A 15,896-nucleotide genomic window follows, 5' to 3' on the forward strand; every position below is an offset into this window, starting at 1 on the left:
TCCCGCTTCTCATGCACACACTACCCTTGTACGAGCTTATGCACAGAAAGGGAAAAAATTACTCATTCGAGCCTAAATGCTTTTTAAACAAAAAAAGACCGCCGTTGATGTAAGCGCATTCAAACGACGGTAGCACACACGTGCTTTCTTATATTGGATAGGAGTGGAGAGAAACCATACTGTAGTTTTATAATAAACGGAATGTAAGCGCTTGTCAAATCATTTTTGCTAAAATTCGGAACGCTTGTCTTTGCACCAAAAAAGAAGCCTGCTACCCTATAAAGGCGCAGACTTCTCTTTCATTCTTTATGATTGGCTGATTTTCACAAGCAAGTCATGGAAGCCAGGGAACGATACATCAATCGCCTCATCATTTTCGATTTTCGTCTCACCCTCGGCAACGAGACCCGCGATCGCCATCGCCATGCCAATTCGGTGATCCCCCATGCTATCGATGACTGCTCCTGTCAATCCAGCCTTTCCTTCGATGATCATTCCGTCCTCTGTAGGTGTGACCCTAGCACCGAATTTGGACAGTTGACTAACCACCGTGGCAATACGGTCTGTCTCCTTAACTTTCAGTTCTTCGGCATCACGGATAACGGTTTGTCCTTTGGCCTGTGTTGCCATGACCGCAATCACAGGAATTTCGTCAATCAGACGCGGAATGGTATCTCCGGCAATTTCAATACCGTGCAACTCCGAATGAGTCACGAGGAGGTCTGCAACCGGCTCTTCATTTACGACTCGCTCATTCAAAAGCTCCAGGCTTCCCCCCATCGCCTTGACAACATCGATAATTCCCGTACGGCTTGGGTTGATTCCGACATTTTCAATCAGAAGAGAGCTGCCTGGTACGACCATTACAGCAGCAATCAAAAAGGCAGCGGAAGAAATGTCACCAGGAACAGAGATGGCACGGCCCTTCAGCTTTTGTCCGCCTTCTACTGAAACGGTCAAGCCATCACGCACAACTTGCACACCAAATGCTTGCAGCATACGCTCTGTATGATCACGAGATAAATGCGGCTCTGTTACACTCGTCACACCTTTTGCCTGCAACCCTGCCAGCATAATCGCAGACTTTACTTGTGCACTTGCAACTGGAGATTGATACGCGATCCCTTGAAGATCCCCGCCTCGAATGGATAACGGTGTGTACTCGCCGTCTTTTCTTCCATCGATTTTAGCACCCATTTGACGGAGCGGTCCGATCACACGGCGCATTGGTCTTTTGGCAATCGACTCATCACCTTCCATCACCACATGGAAAGGCTGCGTTGCCATGATCCCTGCCATTAAGCGAATGGTCGTACCGGAGTTCCCTACATCCAAATGTTGAGATGGTTCCTGCAAGCCATACCAGCCTTTTCCTTGTACGGTTACGGCATCTCCCTGTTGTTCAATCTCGATCCCCATTCGACGAAAGCAGCTAATCGTGCTCAAGCAATCGGCACCCGGCAAAAAGCCTTCAATGGTTGTCGTTCCTTCTGCTAGAGCTCCAAACATAACTGCACGATGGGAAATGGACTTATCTCCTGGCACACGAACGGTACCTTTGATTTGTTTGGCTTGTTGTACGCGAAGCATTGCTTCCACTCCTTCTCTCTCACGCTCTCCCAGATCATCAGTCGTACTGTGAAGCGTCTTCGTTGTAAAGTGTGTTTGCATAAAAAAACTTATGTGCGCTTGTATACATTGTAATCGAAAAAGCGAAGAACTTCCTCTCCCTTTTCCAACTCTTGTTGCGAATGGAACGTAATCCGTAGCACCCCATATACGTCTTCTCGTGTCTCTCTGATTTGAAGATTCGTGATGTTGATATCTCTTGCTCCCAATAGTGTCGTAATTCGGCCAATTTCACCCGGGTTGTCGGGGATATCGATATACAAATCGTTCAATGGAGGCAATGCACCCGTTTTGCGCTCAGGCAAGCTGTCGCGGAATTCTCGTGCCGTTTTGAAGAAATGCTCGATCCCTTCTGGATCTCCCTGTTCTACAAGGTGAACGACATCTTCCAATGCGTTGGCCCAATCTTTTGCAATTTTCAGGATCGGATCACGGTTTTGCAGCAAAATGTCACGCCACATTTGAGGATTGCTCGATGCAATGCGCGTAATGTCTCGGAAACCACCAGCAGCAAGCGTTGCATGCCAAGCATTTTCCTCTTCGTACCCTGCCACCAGATTGACCAGAGCAGAAGCGAGAATGTGCGGGAAATGGCTGACGGCACCCACGACCTGATCATGCGAAGCCGCGTCCATTTGCACGACTTTTGCGCGCGTCAGTGTAAGGAGTTCAGACAATTGTTTTACTTTTTCTTCAGGTGTTCCCGGCGCTGGTGTCAAAACATAATAGGCGTTTTCCATAAGACGGTCTGAAGCAGCTTCCACGCCGGATTTATGCGAGCCAGCCATCGGATGTCCACCAATAAACGTAACATGATCGGGAATGACATCCACCGCTTGTTTGACAATACCTGCTTTTGTACTGCCAACATCCGTAATGATGACACCTGGCTGCAGCTCCATTTCCACTAACGAGCGGATGGTTGCAACGATTTGCTCTACAGGTGATGCGAGGAAAATGACATTTGCTTCTCGAACGGCGGTCTGCAAATCAGTTGTGCCGGCATGAATGACGCCAAGAGTCAGTGCTTTATCCAAACAATCCTGACGTAGATCGTAGCCGACTACCCGAATATTTGGATCACGTCGCATGGACAGCGCGATTGAGCCGCCAATCAACCCGACGCCGATTACAGTAATGGTGGTTTTTTTCATCTCCACTCTCTATCCTTCCTTCATCTCTCTTAGACAAAGATGCCGAGGCATGCCCGGCATCTTCGTCCTCTATTTCAATGCTCCAGTCACGATTTCTTTTAAGACAGAAAGGATCTTATCATTTTGCTCTTTGGTCCCGATCGTAATACGTTGAAAACCTGGGAAGCCTAGTGCATTACCAGAGCGAACGATGATGCCTTGAGAGAGCAGCTTTTTGAATACCTCGTCGGAATCCTTTTTCAAATCAACCAAGATGAAGTTGGTTTGTGATGGATAGTAGGAAAGCCCCCACTCGTCAAAGGAATCGGTAAACTGCTTCATGCCTTCACGGTTACGATCGCGGCATGATTTCACAAATTCCTGGTCTTGTAACGCAGCACGTGCAGCTACTTGGCCAAGTGTGCCTGTATTGAACGGCTCACGCACATGTTCCAGAGAGGAAATGAGCTCTTCTGACGCAATCCCGTAGCCAATACGAAGCGCAGCCAGACCGTAGATTTTGGAGAACGTACGCAAAATAATCAGGTTTGGATACTCCGCGAGCATCGGTACTGTTTGTGGATATTCTGGATCAACCACATACTCGTAGTAAGCCTCATCCAAAACGACGAGCACATTTTTAGGAACCTTTTTCATAAAAGCTTCCAACTCGGCTGTCGTTACAATCGTCCCAGACGGATTGTTCGGGTTACATACCCATACGACCTTTGTTTGCTCGTTGACGGCAGCCGCCATCGCTTCGAGATCGTGAACGCCAGCTTTCAACGGCACCTCAATCAAGTCTGCTCCTTCAATAATCCCATTTGAGCGATATTGCGAGAACGTTTGCGTCGCCATGACTGCATTTGTTCCTTCACTCAAAAATGCACGAGAGATCATCAACAGAATTTCATCAGACCCGTTGCCGAAAAACAATTGGCCTGGTTTGACCCCAAGGAAGTCAGCAAGATCCCAGCGTAGATTAAGGCTTGCACCGTCTGGATAAAGGGCCAAATTGTCCAACTGTTCCGCAATGGCGGCTTTGGCCTTCGGTGAGGAACCAAAAGGATTTTCGTTGGACGCCAGCTTGATGACTTCAGTCAAACCATATTCACGTTTCACATCATCAATAGGCTTGCCAGGTTGATATACCGGGGCATTGAGTATGCGTTGTTTCGGTTGCATCCACGTTCACTCCAGTCACATTTTTCCCACTATTGTAGCGCACTGGCTAACTGATGTACAAAGGTTTTTATTTTTTCTACAGCTTGTGGCATCTGTTTTGGGTCTTTCAGCTGCTCAGCATGTTCCTCGATTTGCTGAACAATGGCACTTCCCACAATGACACCATTCGTATGGGCGGCTACTGCTCGTACCTGATCCGGCGTGGATATTCCGAAGCCTACCGCCGTAGGAACCGATGTGCTGGCCTTTACTCGTTCCAGAAAATCTGCCAAATCCTCTCGCAGGTCCGCGCGGGCACCCGTCACACCGAGCGACGATACACAATAAAGAAATCCGGTTGCTTGCTCGCCGATCGTATTGATTCTGGAACTCGAAGTTGGGGCCACGAGCGAAATGACATGAATGCCATGCTGTTTTGCCGCGGTTACTGCTGGACCATTTTCCTCAATCGGCAAATCAGGAATGACAACACCGTCAGCACCATAAGCAGCGAGATCGGCAAAAAAGCGCTCGATACCATATTGTAAAACTGGATTGAAGTAGGTAAACAGGACAACGGAAGCCTCCATACCTGATTCGCGGAGCCTTTTGACCAATTGCAAGGCATCCCCGATCGTCACGCCATTTTTCAGTGCGCGCTCAGAAGCCCGTTGAATCGTTGGGCCATCTGCCAAAGGATCGGAGTAAGGGACGCCGAGCTCGATAAGATCTGCTCCTGCTTCGACCATCGCTTTTACGAGTTGGAAAGTTGCTTCTATGGAAGGATCGCCTACCGTTAGAAATGGAATGAATCGTTTGCGATCACGATCCGCGAATAATTGATCGATTCTATTTAGAGCTGTCGCCATGATTACTCGCTCCCTTCTGCTGTCAGCGCTTCTTGAATAGTCAGTACATCCTTGTCGCCTCGACCAGATAAACAGATAACCAGTATTTTGTCTGAAGACATCTCTTTCGCCCGTTTTATCGCTTCAGCTATCGCATGTGCGCTCTCCAACGCTGGAATGATGCCTTCCGTTTGGCAAAGCACTTGTACTGCCTCGAGCGCTTCCGCATCTGTTACGGATGTATAGGTCACTCTTCCACTGTCTTTTAGATAGGCGTGCTCGGGTCCTACCCCTGGATAATCCAAGCCAGCCGAAATCGAATGCGCTTCTTGCACCTGTCCGCATTCATCCTGCAACAAGTAAGTTAAGGAACCGTGGATGACTCCCGGGCGTCCAAGCGTTAGCGTTGCCGCATGCTTTTCGGTATCGATTCCTTTCCCTGCCGCTTCTACCCCTCTGAGCGCAACAGACTCATCCTGAATGAACGGATAAAACATGCCAATCGCATTACTACCGCCACCGACGCAAGCAACAACCTCATCTGGAAGCCTTCTGAGCATTTGCAGAACTTGACTGCGCGTCTCTTCTCCAATAATTTTTTGGAATTCCCGAACCATGTACGGGTATGGATGTGGACCGACAACAGATCCGATGACATAAAACGTTTCATCTACGTGAGAAACCCAATGACGAATCGCTTCATTTGTCGCATCCTTAAGTGTACGAGAGCCGGATACCGCAGGGATAACTTCGGCACCAAGAAGCTTCATCCGAAAAACATTCAACGACTGGCGACGAATATCTTCTTCCCCCATGAACACCTTGCAAGAGAGTCCGAGCTTTGCCGCAACGGTTGCGCTTGCCACTCCGTGCTGACCAGCGCCTGTTTCAGCAATAATTGATTTTTTGCCCATGCGCTTGGCAAGCAATGCTTGGCCCAAAGCATTGTTCAATTTATGTGCTCCCGTATGGTTGAGATCTTCTCTTTTCAAATAGATTTGGGCGCCGCCGACCTCATTCGTCAAACGCTCTGCATAGGTGAGCGGGGTTGGGCGTCCAGCATACTCGCTGAGTAGTCCATTCAATTCTTGAACAAATGCAGGGTCACGACGTGCTTCTTCAAAAGCGATCTCGAGCTCTGTCACCGCGTTCATCAAGGTTTCCGGAATAAACTTGCCTCCAAAGGCACCAAATCGTCCGTTTTCGTCAGGCACGACTCGCGTAGTTGTTTGAATGTTGTTCATGCGCCTTCACCCTCTCTACCAATGTTTTAATTTTCTCGGCGTCTTTTTCGCCATCTGTCTCTACTCCACTGGACACATCGACTATCCCTGCTCGATATTGTCTCGTTAATTCTCCGACATTCTCCGCATGAATCCCTCCAGCAATAATGCAGTCTGCTTCCTCGCATGCTGCTTGCAAAGTCGGGATTTGCTCCCACGAAAACTTTTTCCCTGTGCCACCTGCTTGACCAGGGTCATACGTATCAAATAAAAAGGCACTGACAATGCCTCGATAGGTTTGGATCTCTTGAGCAGCATCCGCTTCACCGCCAACTGCCAACGCCTTCCACACCGGTATAGCAAACCGCTCCCGAACTTGCTGGCAAAATTGTGGCGTCTCCTGTCCATGCAATTGGATCACAGATAACGGTGCCTCGCTAAGCACTTTCTCCAGCTCTTCCATCGTCGGATTAACGAACACACCAACAGCAGGAGGATGGCCCGGTACGGCTGCAAGCAATTGCCCAGCAGTTTGTGCATCTACTTGTCGCTTGCTTGGGGCAAAAACAAGGCCTACGTAATCGACTTCCAGCTCTTTTAACAGCGCAAGTGTTTCTGCTCGCTTAATCCCACATATTTTCAAACGAGTCATACACTCACCCCCGGTGCTGCTTCTCCCACGAGATCAATGACTGCGCGCTCTACGTCTGTTTGGCGCATGAAATGCTCTCCAACCAGCACAGCCCGGGCACCTGCACTTCGTACATTCTCAATATCCGCTGGCGTCGAAATCCCACTTTCGCTCACAATTGTCAATGACGCAGGCAGTTCTGCAATCAATTCATGCGTAACGGCCAGGTCAGTCTGAAACGTATTTAAGTTTCGATTGTTGATCCCGAGCAATTTGGGTTCCATGGCTTGAAAAACAAGCTCGCACTCTCGTTTGTCATGGACCTCAATCAGTACATCCATGCCTAGCTCCTCGGCAGTTTGGTTCAGGTGGCGAAGCGTTTCCCGATCGAGAATAGCAGCAATGAGCAACACGCAATCAGCGCCTGCTGCTCTTGCTTCCACGACTTGAATTTCATCCAGAAGAAAGTCTTTTCTGAGTAACGGACGATCAATTGCTTCGTGAATTTGCCGTAGATAGCTCAAGCTCCCTTGGAAAAAGGACTCGTCTGTCAAAACAGACAAGCATTCTGCGCGAGCGGCCTGATAAGCCTTCGCGATGGTTACTGCCTGGAAATCAGGTCGGATTAACCCTTTTGAGGGGGATGCTTTTTTCACTTCGGCAATCACGCTTACAGGCCGTACACTCGTCTCCAATGCTTGACGAAATCCGCGTGGACGCTGGACTTCCTTCGTTGCCAATAGTAATGCTGAAACCGTTGTTTCTGTATAAAGACGTGCGATCTCTTCGCGTTTCTTTTCTACGATTTTACGAAGCATGAATCATACCTCCTGCAATGTGACGAACGTGCTCGAGCTTTCGCATGACCAGTCCGCCGTCGATCAGTTCCGCTGCGCGTATAACCCCTGTTTCAATCGAGCTAACTCGATCTGCGAGGTAGAGGATCGCACCCGCATTCAGCAAAACGATATCGCGTGCTGCTCCACGTACGCCGGAAAACACGTCGTGAATGATCTTCGCATTCTCATTGGCATCACCGCCGCGCAACGCATCCTTTTCATGTCTGCGCAGACCGAACTGCTCTGGCTCGATTTCATATGTCAAAATTCGCCCATCCCGCAACTCGGCAATATGGCTCGTTCCCGTGACAGTCAATTCATCCAGTCCATCCGAGCCTGCTACAACGAGCGCTCTGTTCACATCGAGCTCGTGCAAGACTGCGGCTACACTTGGAAGCAGCTTGGCATCGTACACGCCCATTAGCTGATGGCTGGCGCCTGCTGGATTCGTCAATGGTCCCAGTAAATTAAACACCGTACGAATCGCCAATTCTTTTCGCGGTCCAGCCGCATGCTTCATCGCTTGGTGGTACAGGGGAGCGAACAGGAAGCAGAGATTGGTCACACGCAGGCAATCTGCGGCGTCTTTTGGAGATAAATTGACGGGCACTCCCAACGCTTCCAACACATCCGCACTACCGCTTTTACTGGAAACGGCACGATTCCCGTGCTTGGCGATGCGTACACCGTCCGCTGCTGCGACAATTGCACTCGCCGTCGAAATGTTAAAGGTATGACTTCCGTCTCCACCTGTACCGCAAGTGTCTACCAGACCTGGCAGATCGATCGGAAAACTCATCGCCCGTGCTCTCATAGCTTTGGCAAAACCGATAATCTCTTCTACTTGCTCGCCCTTCAAGCGAAGACTCGCTAAAAATGCACCAATCTGCGCCGGAGTTGCCTTTCCGTCCATAATCTCGCCCATGGCCTCTTCTGCAACCGTCCGTGTTAAGTGCTTCCCAAGCAGAATTTGTTCCAGCGCGTATGTTAGCATGACAACTCCACCTTTCTGACAAACAACTGTTCCGCTCTTTCTAACGCAGAGAGCATCGCTGCTGCTTTGTTCACCGTCTCTTGATATTCACTCGCAGGGACCGAATCCGCTACGATGCCTGCACCTGCCTGTACGTGTGCGTAGCCATCCTGAAAGAACAACGTTCGAATCGTGATGCAGCTATCGAGTGAACCATCAAACGAAATGTAGCCAATTGCTCCCGCATACAGATGGCGTGCATCAGGCTCGAGCTCTGCAATAATTTCCATCGCCCGCAGCTTGGGAGAACCAGATACTGTACCAGCCGGAAAAGCACTCAGCAATGCATCGAAAGCGTGCAGTCCCTCACGAAGCTTGCCGGTCACATGCGAAACCATATGCATCACATGGGAGTAGTTTTCAATCACCAATGCTTCTTCCACTTTTACGCTTCCGTATGCAGAGACCTTTCCTACATCGTTGCGTCCTAGATCCAGCAGCATGTAGTGCTCGGCTCTCTCCTTTTTATCTGCCAAAAGATCAGCCGCCAGCGCAGCATCTTCTTGTGGGGTTGCCCCTCTTTTCCGCGTTCCTGCAATCGGCCGCATCTCTACTTTTTCATCTTCCACACGCACGAGTAGTTCTGGTGAAGTCCCGACGACTGTCTCGCCCTCGTATTCGAGATAGTACATGTATGGGGAAGGATTCAACGTACGCAGCAATCGATATACCGCAAAAGGATCGACATCTGTCTTTACGGAAAAACGTTGGGACAACACGACTTGAAAAATGTCGCCGGCTGCGATGTATTCTTTCGCTTGCACGACTAGCTGCTCGTATTGCTCACGCGTCATATTTGGCTGTACTGTCAATGGCGCTGGTGTATCTGCTGCTACTTGAATGCGTTGATCCATTTCAAGCGGAGCCGAAACTTTGGTAGCCATCTCCTCGATTCGTTCGCAAACTTGCTTGTATTTTTCGCCAATAATGTCTTCGGTGTCACCTGGCTCCACATGGAGGTTCACAATCAATTGAATTTCTTGCTTCAAATGATCAAAGGCGATCATCTCATCAACAAACAGAAAGCGCATATCCGGCACTTCTACAGCTTCCTTGCGATGTGCTGGCAAATTTTCGAAGTAGCGCAGCGTATTGTAACCGAAAAAGCCTACCGCACCACCACTGAGACGAGGCAGTCCGGGTAGCTTCGGGCTTTTGTAGCGATCGGTTTCTTCACGCAAAAAGGAGACGGGATTTCCTGTCTGGACAAGTTTTTCACCTGTGCGATAGGAAACGGTGATTTCTTCACCCTTTGCTTCTACGATTTGAAAAGGATTCATGCCAATGAACGAAAAACGCGCCCAACGCGCACCACCTTCTACGCTCTCCAGCAAAAAGGAATCACTTTTACGAATCTTCTGATACAAGCGAATCGGTGTCTCCTGATCCGCTAACAGTTTCATGCTTACAGGAATAAGGGAATACGACGCCGAGAGGGTCTTAACCTCGGCAAGGGAAGGGAAATACATGGACTCTCATCTCCTCAATTAGTGGGAGAGAAAAGGGAATGAGGCATCCACCTTTTCTACACCCGCTTCTAGAGCGAGAGGTAGGGGGGAGAAATTTTTGTATGCAAAAAAATCCAGACAAAGAGACCTGGATTGGGTGTCAATATGTACCCAGCCTTCTCTTCTCTCCTCAACCTAACTCATCTCAACTCTGCTCAACTCATTCTCTGCTCTCAGCCGGCTTTTGCTTATTACCGGAAAAAACGAGGCGCTCTCGTTTCACTTATGGTAAAAGAGAGCGCCCTAATTGTCAACCGCGATTTGTCAAATCCGGACGTAGCTTGACTGCTTCACGCAAAAAGACGTGATGAATGTCTTTTGCTGTCTTGTCCGTATTCACATGCATCATGACACGAATACAAAGTGGCAAGCCACCCGGCACCGGGATTTCTCTTGCGCACATGAGTGGGACGTATTGCCAAGCTTCTCCTTCAAGCAGGCGGGCCGCTTGAGCAGGGAAGGTCGCACAGAGGTCCTCTGTCGTCGTGATAATGATGCTGCCAATGTCTTCGGGGTCTACTTCATTGCGGGCTACCATTTCCTCCAACAACCATTTTGTAGAGGAGACGATCTCTTCGCGCGTATCGGCTTCCACCGTGACCGCGCCTCTGATTCCTCTCATTCCCATCCTTATCCCTCCACTTCTTCTCTCATGACTCCCAGTATGAGTTCATCTTCTATATTTTTGACGACTTCAACCTGCCCGATTGCCCTAGGCAACACAAAGGCCAGCTTTCCGCCTACTGTCTTTTTGTCTCGTTTCATGGCTTCCATCACAGCTTCTGGCGAGAGATTACCTGGCCATGCCGTCGGCAGGTGGAACAGTTCCAGCATCCGTTTCGTGCGATTGTATACACCAGTCTCGGCAAAACCAATCCGTTCCGCTACCTTGGCAGCCAAACACATCCCAATTGAGATGGCTTCCCCATGATTCAGGGTCGAGTAAGCAGACAGCGCCTCAAACGCATGACCAAACGTATGACCCAAATTAAGCAATGCACGCTGCCCTTGCTCTGTCTCGTCTTGAGAAACAATAGCCGCTTTGACTGCGCAACCTTTTTCGATGGCTTTCCCTAATAATTCTGAATCGAGTTGCCATAACAAATCAGCGTTGTCTTCTAGCCAATCGACAAAGGCAGCGTCGGCGATAAGTCCATGCTTAACAACTTCTGCAAAACCTGCTGCGATTTCCCGCTTCGGTAAGCTATGCAATGCTTTCGTGTCGTAAATAACAACTTTGGGCTGATGGAAAGCACCAATGAGATTTTTGCCGAGCGGATGATTGATCGCTACTTTTCCACCAACCGAGCTGTCATGTGCGAGCAAGGTAGTTGGCATTTGAATGAAATCAATACCTCGCATGTACGTGGCAGCCACAAATCCAGCCAAGTCTCCGACGACTCCTCCACCGAGAGCCACTACAGCAGACTTTCTGTCCAGTCCGGCATCAATTGCCTCTGTCATCAATCGCTCGTAGACAGTCAGGCTCTTCGATTTTTCCCCAGCAGCGATCACAGCTGAGTGGATCTGATACCCATGCTGCCGCAAAACTTCGAGTAAAGGCTCTAAGTAATGAATGGCTACATTCTCATCTGTGACAATCATCAGCTTGCTAGTAGAAGCAATTCCTGCCTCTACTAGCAACGCTGCTGCCTCGTTCAAAAGACCCTCGCCTATTACAATCTGGTAGGAACGCTCCCCCAGCTCAACAGTCAGCTTCTCTATACTCATTAGAATTTCTCCGTGTACGCACGGTATTGACGTACGTTTTCTTCCATGTCGTCAAGAGAATCAGAAGGGAATTTTTCGCACATGGCACTTGCGATCTCCCATGCTACCACTGCCTCCGCGACGACACTTGCCGCTGGAACAGCACAACTATCGGAACGCTCAATGCTCGCTGAGAATGGCTCTCTCGAGTCGATATCCACACTCATCAACGGTTTGTACAGGGTAGGGATCGGTTTCATGACACCGCGAACCACTACAGGCATTCCTGTCGTCATACCGCCTTCGAGTCCACCTGCACGATTTGTTTTACGGCTGTAGCCAGTTTCTTCGTTCCAAATAATTTCGTCATGAACCTGCGAGCCTTTCAGACCGGCTGCCTCGAACCCGATACCGATTTCGACACCTTTGAAGGCCTGAATGCTCATCATCGCTTGTGCAAGACGTCCATCCAGCTTGCGGTCCCATTGCACATGGCTACCCAAACCAATCGGTACGCCTTCCACGATAACTTCTACAGTGCCACCGAGGGAATCCCCGTCTTCTTTTGCTTTGTCAATCGCCGCCATCATCAGTGGTTCTGCTTCTTTATCCAAACAGCGTACTGGCGATTCTTCTGTACGCGCAATCAGCTCGTCCAGACTTACTTCTTGTCGCTTCGCCACGATCTCGTTGATCTGGAGCACCTGGCCGCCAATACGGATGCCAAATTGTTTCAGCAATTGACGTGCGACTGCACCAACAGCTACACGGACTGTAGTCTCACGAGCGCTAGAACGCTCCAGAATATTGCGCATATCGCGTTGATGATACTTAATAGCCCCGTTTAAATCAGCATGTCCAGGGCGTGGACGGGAAACGCGACGCTTTTCTTCAGCGCCTTCCTCTACAGGCTCAGCACTCATGATTCCTTGCCAATGCGTCCAATCATTATTTTCAACGACCAGTGTGATAGGAGCTCCGGTTGTATATCCATGACGGACACCAGAAAGAATTTTCACCTGATCCTTTTCAATCTGCATTCTTCTGCCGCGGCCATGGCCTTTCTGACGACGTGCCAACTGCTCATTAATTTCCTCAATGGAAATCGGCAGGTTGCTCGGTACGCCCTCGATGATAGCTGTTAATTGCGGCCCGTGGGATTCCCCTGCTGTCAAGTAACGCATCTCTATCCTTCCTCCATCCTCCTGGCAGCCTGTATCCCCTTAAGGTTCTCTTTTCGGGGCGCTGTCCTTTATCACTTTTAAGCGCTATAATATCATACCTAGTACGCCGTGGAAATACAAAAGTGGGAAACGTCTGCGAAAAACCTTTTCTTCTTACAGGAAAACGCCCCTCCGTATTGGGAGAAGCGCTCTCTTTACGCTATCGCGAATGAATCAGGATTGACATACCTACACGTTAAGGAAACCTCTATCGTTGATATCTCACGGAGGAGCGAACGCGTTTTAGCGGAAAGTTTCCATGCATTCCGGAGTATATAAGCGAAGCGTTTATATATTCCTACACGTTGAAAAAAGGATTGGGGCTCAGCGGCTTGCGAGTGTGATCCACGCGTATCAAATCATCTAGTTGTGTCCTCTCCGCCCCTAATATCTGACCACATTCCTGCAGTGTGATCAGCCCTCGACGGTATGCTTCGATGACCTTGTGTTTATCCATCTGCTGCCTCCTCTTGCAAAGTAGGTATTCCTAGTCTTGGAAAAAAACAGCAGAGATATACCAAGGCCAACATGAATCAACCCATTTTTCGATAGAAGAATGTATCCTCTGTCTCCAGTTGATATTGTTGCGGCTGAAAAATTTGTTCCGTGCTGCCTACAAAGAGTACGCCGCCAGGTTTCAGCGCCCGGCTAAACTTATGATACAGCTCATGCTTTGCTTCTTCGGTAAAGTATATCATCACGTTCCGGCAAATAATCAAATCAAATTGAGAATCAAATGAGTCCGCCAATAAATTATGTTTTTTGAACGTCACTTTTCTCTTCACTTCGTCCGTGATGCGATAGCTGAGTGTATCTTTTTCAAAATACTTCGCTACGAGGTCTTTCGGACAATCTTGCAGGGAGCGGTCCGTGTATACCCCTTGCTTTGCTTTTGCTAGTGCACCCTCATCAATATCGGAAGCGAGCACGGTGGCATCCATCTTCTTGCGTAGCAAGATCAGCGAGAGAGTGTACGGCTCCTCCCCTGTTGAGCATGCCGCACTCCAGCATTTCACCCGCGGCGATTGCTTCGCCAAGCGTGGCAAAATTTTATTCTCGAGAACTTCCCATCGGCCTGGATTGCGGAAAAATTCCGATACGTTGATGGTCATCCTGTCGAGGAACTCATAGAAAAGCTCCTTGTCTTTAGCGATGGCATCGAAATACTCGGCAAATGTGTTGTACCCCCGCTTTTGTCTCAACGAGGTTAGACGGCGCTTCATCTGTGCTTCCTTGTAGAGGGCAAGATCAATTCCAGTCATTTTCTTCACACTAGCAATAAATTGGAGAAAGTCCTTATCTTCCATGCTGAATCGTACCCCCTTTGCAAACTCCCTAACTTCATTCGCTATATTTCGTCATTATCCTATCAGTTTTGACAAAGATTTTGACAAAAAAAAGAAAACCCCAATAAATGGGGTCTTCTCGATCAGTCTTAGATCCAGCGTTGGATTGTTTTCTCGAAGGAGAGAACTTCTTCAGCGGAGAACCACAGGCCGATTTCACGCTCAGCGCTCTCAGGAGAGTCAGAACCGTGGATGATGTTCATGCCAACGGAAGTTGCGAAATCGCCACGGATCGTACCGGAAGCAGCGTCTACTGGGTTTGTTTTGCCCATCATAGCGCGAGCAGTTGTGATTACGTTGTTACCTTGCCATACCATAGCGAATACTGGTCCGGAAGTGATGAAGTCTACCAGTTCACCGAAGAATGGGCGCTCTTTGTGCTCTGCATAGTGTTCTTCAGCCAGTTCGCGGCTTACTGTCATCAGCTTAGCACCTACGAGTTGGTAGCCTTTTTTCTCAAAACGGGATACGATTTCCCCGATCAGGTTGCGTTGTACACCATCTGGTTTTACCATAAGGAATGTTTTTTCCATTGTAAGTATGCCTCCATTAGAGCTATGTATTGGTGCATAGGACACCAACGAAAATTTTATCAAAAGTAGAGTGGTCAAGCAACAGGCAGACGGTCAAAATATCATTAAAATTTGCGATCAATAATATAATTGGCGATACCTGTCAAGGATGTCTTAGCTTGGTTGTTAGGCAAATCTGCGAGAATCGCATGGGCACGGCTGATATAGCGTTCAGCAAGGCGCTGCGAAAAGGCAATACCCTCATCTTCTCGCACCATACGAACCGCTTCATCCGTATGATCCCAAAACGTATTTTGCGCGATCCATTCCTGGAATTGCGCACGTGCTTTTCCATGATGAGCGGAATAAAGCGCAGGCAACGTAATGTTTCCATGCACCAAGTCGCTTCCAGCAGGCTTTCCTAACTGCTTCTCAGTCCCTGTAAAGTCCAAAATGTCATCGGTAATTTGAAAAGCCATCCCCACGTTGTAGCCGTACCAGTACATTTTGCGAATCATATCAGCTGACGCTCCGCTGGCCACTGCTCCTAATTGACAGCTAATGGCAATTAAAAGCGCAGTTTTTCGTTTGATTCTGCGCAAATACGTACGGAAGTTTTGGTCCCAGTTATTCAAATCCTTTACTTGCTCGATCTCTCCCTTGCAAACCTCAACGATTGCATTCGAGAGAATTTGGTGCAACTGCGGGATCGGAAGCTGAGAAGCAATGGCCAATGCCCGCGCAAAAATATAGTCGCCGGCGTACATGGCTACTTTGTTATCCCACTTCATCCGAACGGTATCTTTTCCGCGACGCTTATCCGCATCATCAATGACATCATCATGCACCAGGGAAGCCATGTGAATCAGTTCGAGAGGAACAGCCACATGCTTTAGCTTTTTGACATCGTAATTGCCCCACTTACCGCCAAGCAAAACAAAAACGGGACGAATCCGCTTTCCTCCTGCCTTGAGTAAGTGGGTCGAAGATAGATACAGCTCTCGAACCGGCGTATCAATTGCTTTTTCCAGTTCATCTTCTATGTATTGGACATCTTTTTTCATCTTGAAGTAAATATCGACTAGATTCATCCGTTC

Annotated in this window: 16 protein-coding genes; all 16 read right to left on the reverse strand. The window is 48.8% G+C overall.

The window, feature by feature from the left end:
- Positions 1-306 precede the first annotated feature (306 nt).
- Positions 307-1,590 (reverse strand): 3-phosphoshikimate 1-carboxyvinyltransferase, encoded by a 1,284-nt coding sequence (gene aroA, locus ASG16_RS25000; RefSeq protein WP_056492820.1) that lies wholly within the window; start codon positions 1,588-1,590, stop codon positions 307-309.
- Between the two features lie 89 nt (positions 1,591-1,679).
- On the reverse strand, positions 1,680-2,783 hold the full coding sequence (locus tag ASG16_RS25005) for a prephenate dehydrogenase (protein WP_056493343.1): 1,104 nt from the start codon (positions 2,781-2,783) through the stop codon (positions 1,680-1,682).
- A gap of 69 nt (positions 2,784-2,852) precedes the next feature.
- Complete coding sequence (gene hisC, locus ASG16_RS25010) at positions 2,853-3,947, reverse strand: histidinol-phosphate transaminase (protein ID WP_056492817.1); 1,095 nt, start codon at positions 3,945-3,947, stop codon at positions 2,853-2,855.
- Between the two features lie 29 nt (positions 3,948-3,976).
- Positions 3,977-4,795 (reverse strand): tryptophan synthase subunit alpha, encoded by an 819-nt coding sequence (gene trpA / locus ASG16_RS25015; protein WP_056492814.1) that lies wholly within the window; start codon positions 4,793-4,795, stop codon positions 3,977-3,979.
- A gap of 2 nt (positions 4,796-4,797) precedes the next feature.
- A complete protein-coding gene (trpB, locus tag ASG16_RS25020; RefSeq protein ID WP_056492811.1) occupies positions 4,798-6,018 on the reverse strand; it encodes a tryptophan synthase subunit beta in 1,221 nt (406 codons plus the stop codon).
- On the reverse strand, positions 5,981-6,649 hold the full coding sequence (locus tag ASG16_RS25025; protein ID WP_056492808.1) for a phosphoribosylanthranilate isomerase: 669 nt from the start codon (positions 6,647-6,649) through the stop codon (positions 5,981-5,983). Before ASG16_RS25025 ends, trpB begins: the two co-directional genes overlap by 38 nt.
- The gene (trpC, locus tag ASG16_RS25030; protein ID WP_056492805.1) at positions 6,646-7,446 is read right to left on the reverse strand and encodes an indole-3-glycerol phosphate synthase TrpC; all 801 of its coding nucleotides are present in this window, start codon (positions 7,444-7,446) and stop codon (positions 6,646-6,648) included. The genes ASG16_RS25025 and trpC overlap by 4 nt, the downstream gene beginning before the upstream one ends.
- Positions 7,436-8,461: an anthranilate phosphoribosyltransferase gene (gene trpD / locus ASG16_RS25035; RefSeq protein ID WP_056492802.1), complete on the reverse strand. Its 1,026-nt coding sequence runs from the start codon at positions 8,459-8,461 to the stop codon at positions 7,436-7,438. The genes trpC and trpD overlap by 11 nt, the downstream gene beginning before the upstream one ends.
- A complete protein-coding gene (gene trpE, locus ASG16_RS25040; RefSeq protein WP_056492799.1) occupies positions 8,455-9,969 on the reverse strand; it encodes an anthranilate synthase component I in 1,515 nt (504 codons plus the stop codon). The genes trpD and trpE overlap by 7 nt, the downstream gene beginning before the upstream one ends.
- Before the next feature lie 289 nt (positions 9,970-10,258).
- Positions 10,259-10,636: a chorismate mutase gene (aroH, locus tag ASG16_RS25045; RefSeq protein WP_056492796.1), complete on the reverse strand. Its 378-nt coding sequence runs from the start codon at positions 10,634-10,636 to the stop codon at positions 10,259-10,261.
- Positions 10,637-10,638: 2 nt separating this feature from the next.
- Positions 10,639-11,739: a 3-dehydroquinate synthase gene (gene aroB, locus ASG16_RS25050; RefSeq protein WP_056492793.1), complete on the reverse strand. Its 1,101-nt coding sequence runs from the start codon at positions 11,737-11,739 to the stop codon at positions 10,639-10,641.
- Positions 11,739-12,902, reverse strand: coding sequence for a chorismate synthase (aroC, locus tag ASG16_RS25055; RefSeq protein ID WP_056492790.1), 1,164 nt, complete (start codon positions 12,900-12,902; stop codon positions 11,739-11,741). The genes aroB and aroC overlap by 1 nt, the downstream gene beginning before the upstream one ends.
- A 337-nt stretch (positions 12,903-13,239) precedes the next feature.
- Positions 13,240-13,398: a hypothetical protein gene (locus ASG16_RS31075; RefSeq protein WP_007716564.1), complete on the reverse strand. Its 159-nt coding sequence runs from the start codon at positions 13,396-13,398 to the stop codon at positions 13,240-13,242.
- A 76-nt stretch (positions 13,399-13,474) separates the two neighbouring features.
- Positions 13,475-14,248, reverse strand: a complete 774-nt coding sequence (locus ASG16_RS25060) for a CheR family methyltransferase (protein ID WP_056492787.1) — start codon at positions 14,246-14,248, stop codon at positions 13,475-13,477.
- A gap of 128 nt (positions 14,249-14,376) precedes the next feature.
- Positions 14,377-14,820, reverse strand: coding sequence for a nucleoside-diphosphate kinase (gene ndk, locus ASG16_RS25065; RefSeq protein WP_007716560.1), 444 nt, complete (start codon positions 14,818-14,820; stop codon positions 14,377-14,379).
- A gap of 104 nt (positions 14,821-14,924) precedes the next feature.
- Entirely contained in the window at positions 14,925-15,890 is a 966-nt protein-coding gene (locus ASG16_RS25070; protein ID WP_048032638.1) for a polyprenyl synthetase family protein, read from the reverse strand.
- Positions 15,891-15,896: the final 6 nt, after the last annotated feature.

This window comes from Brevibacillus sp. Leaf182, from assembly GCF_001423865.2.
In the GTDB taxonomy this organism is placed as follows: Bacteria; Bacillota; Bacilli; order Brevibacillales; family Brevibacillaceae; genus Brevibacillus; species Brevibacillus brevis_C.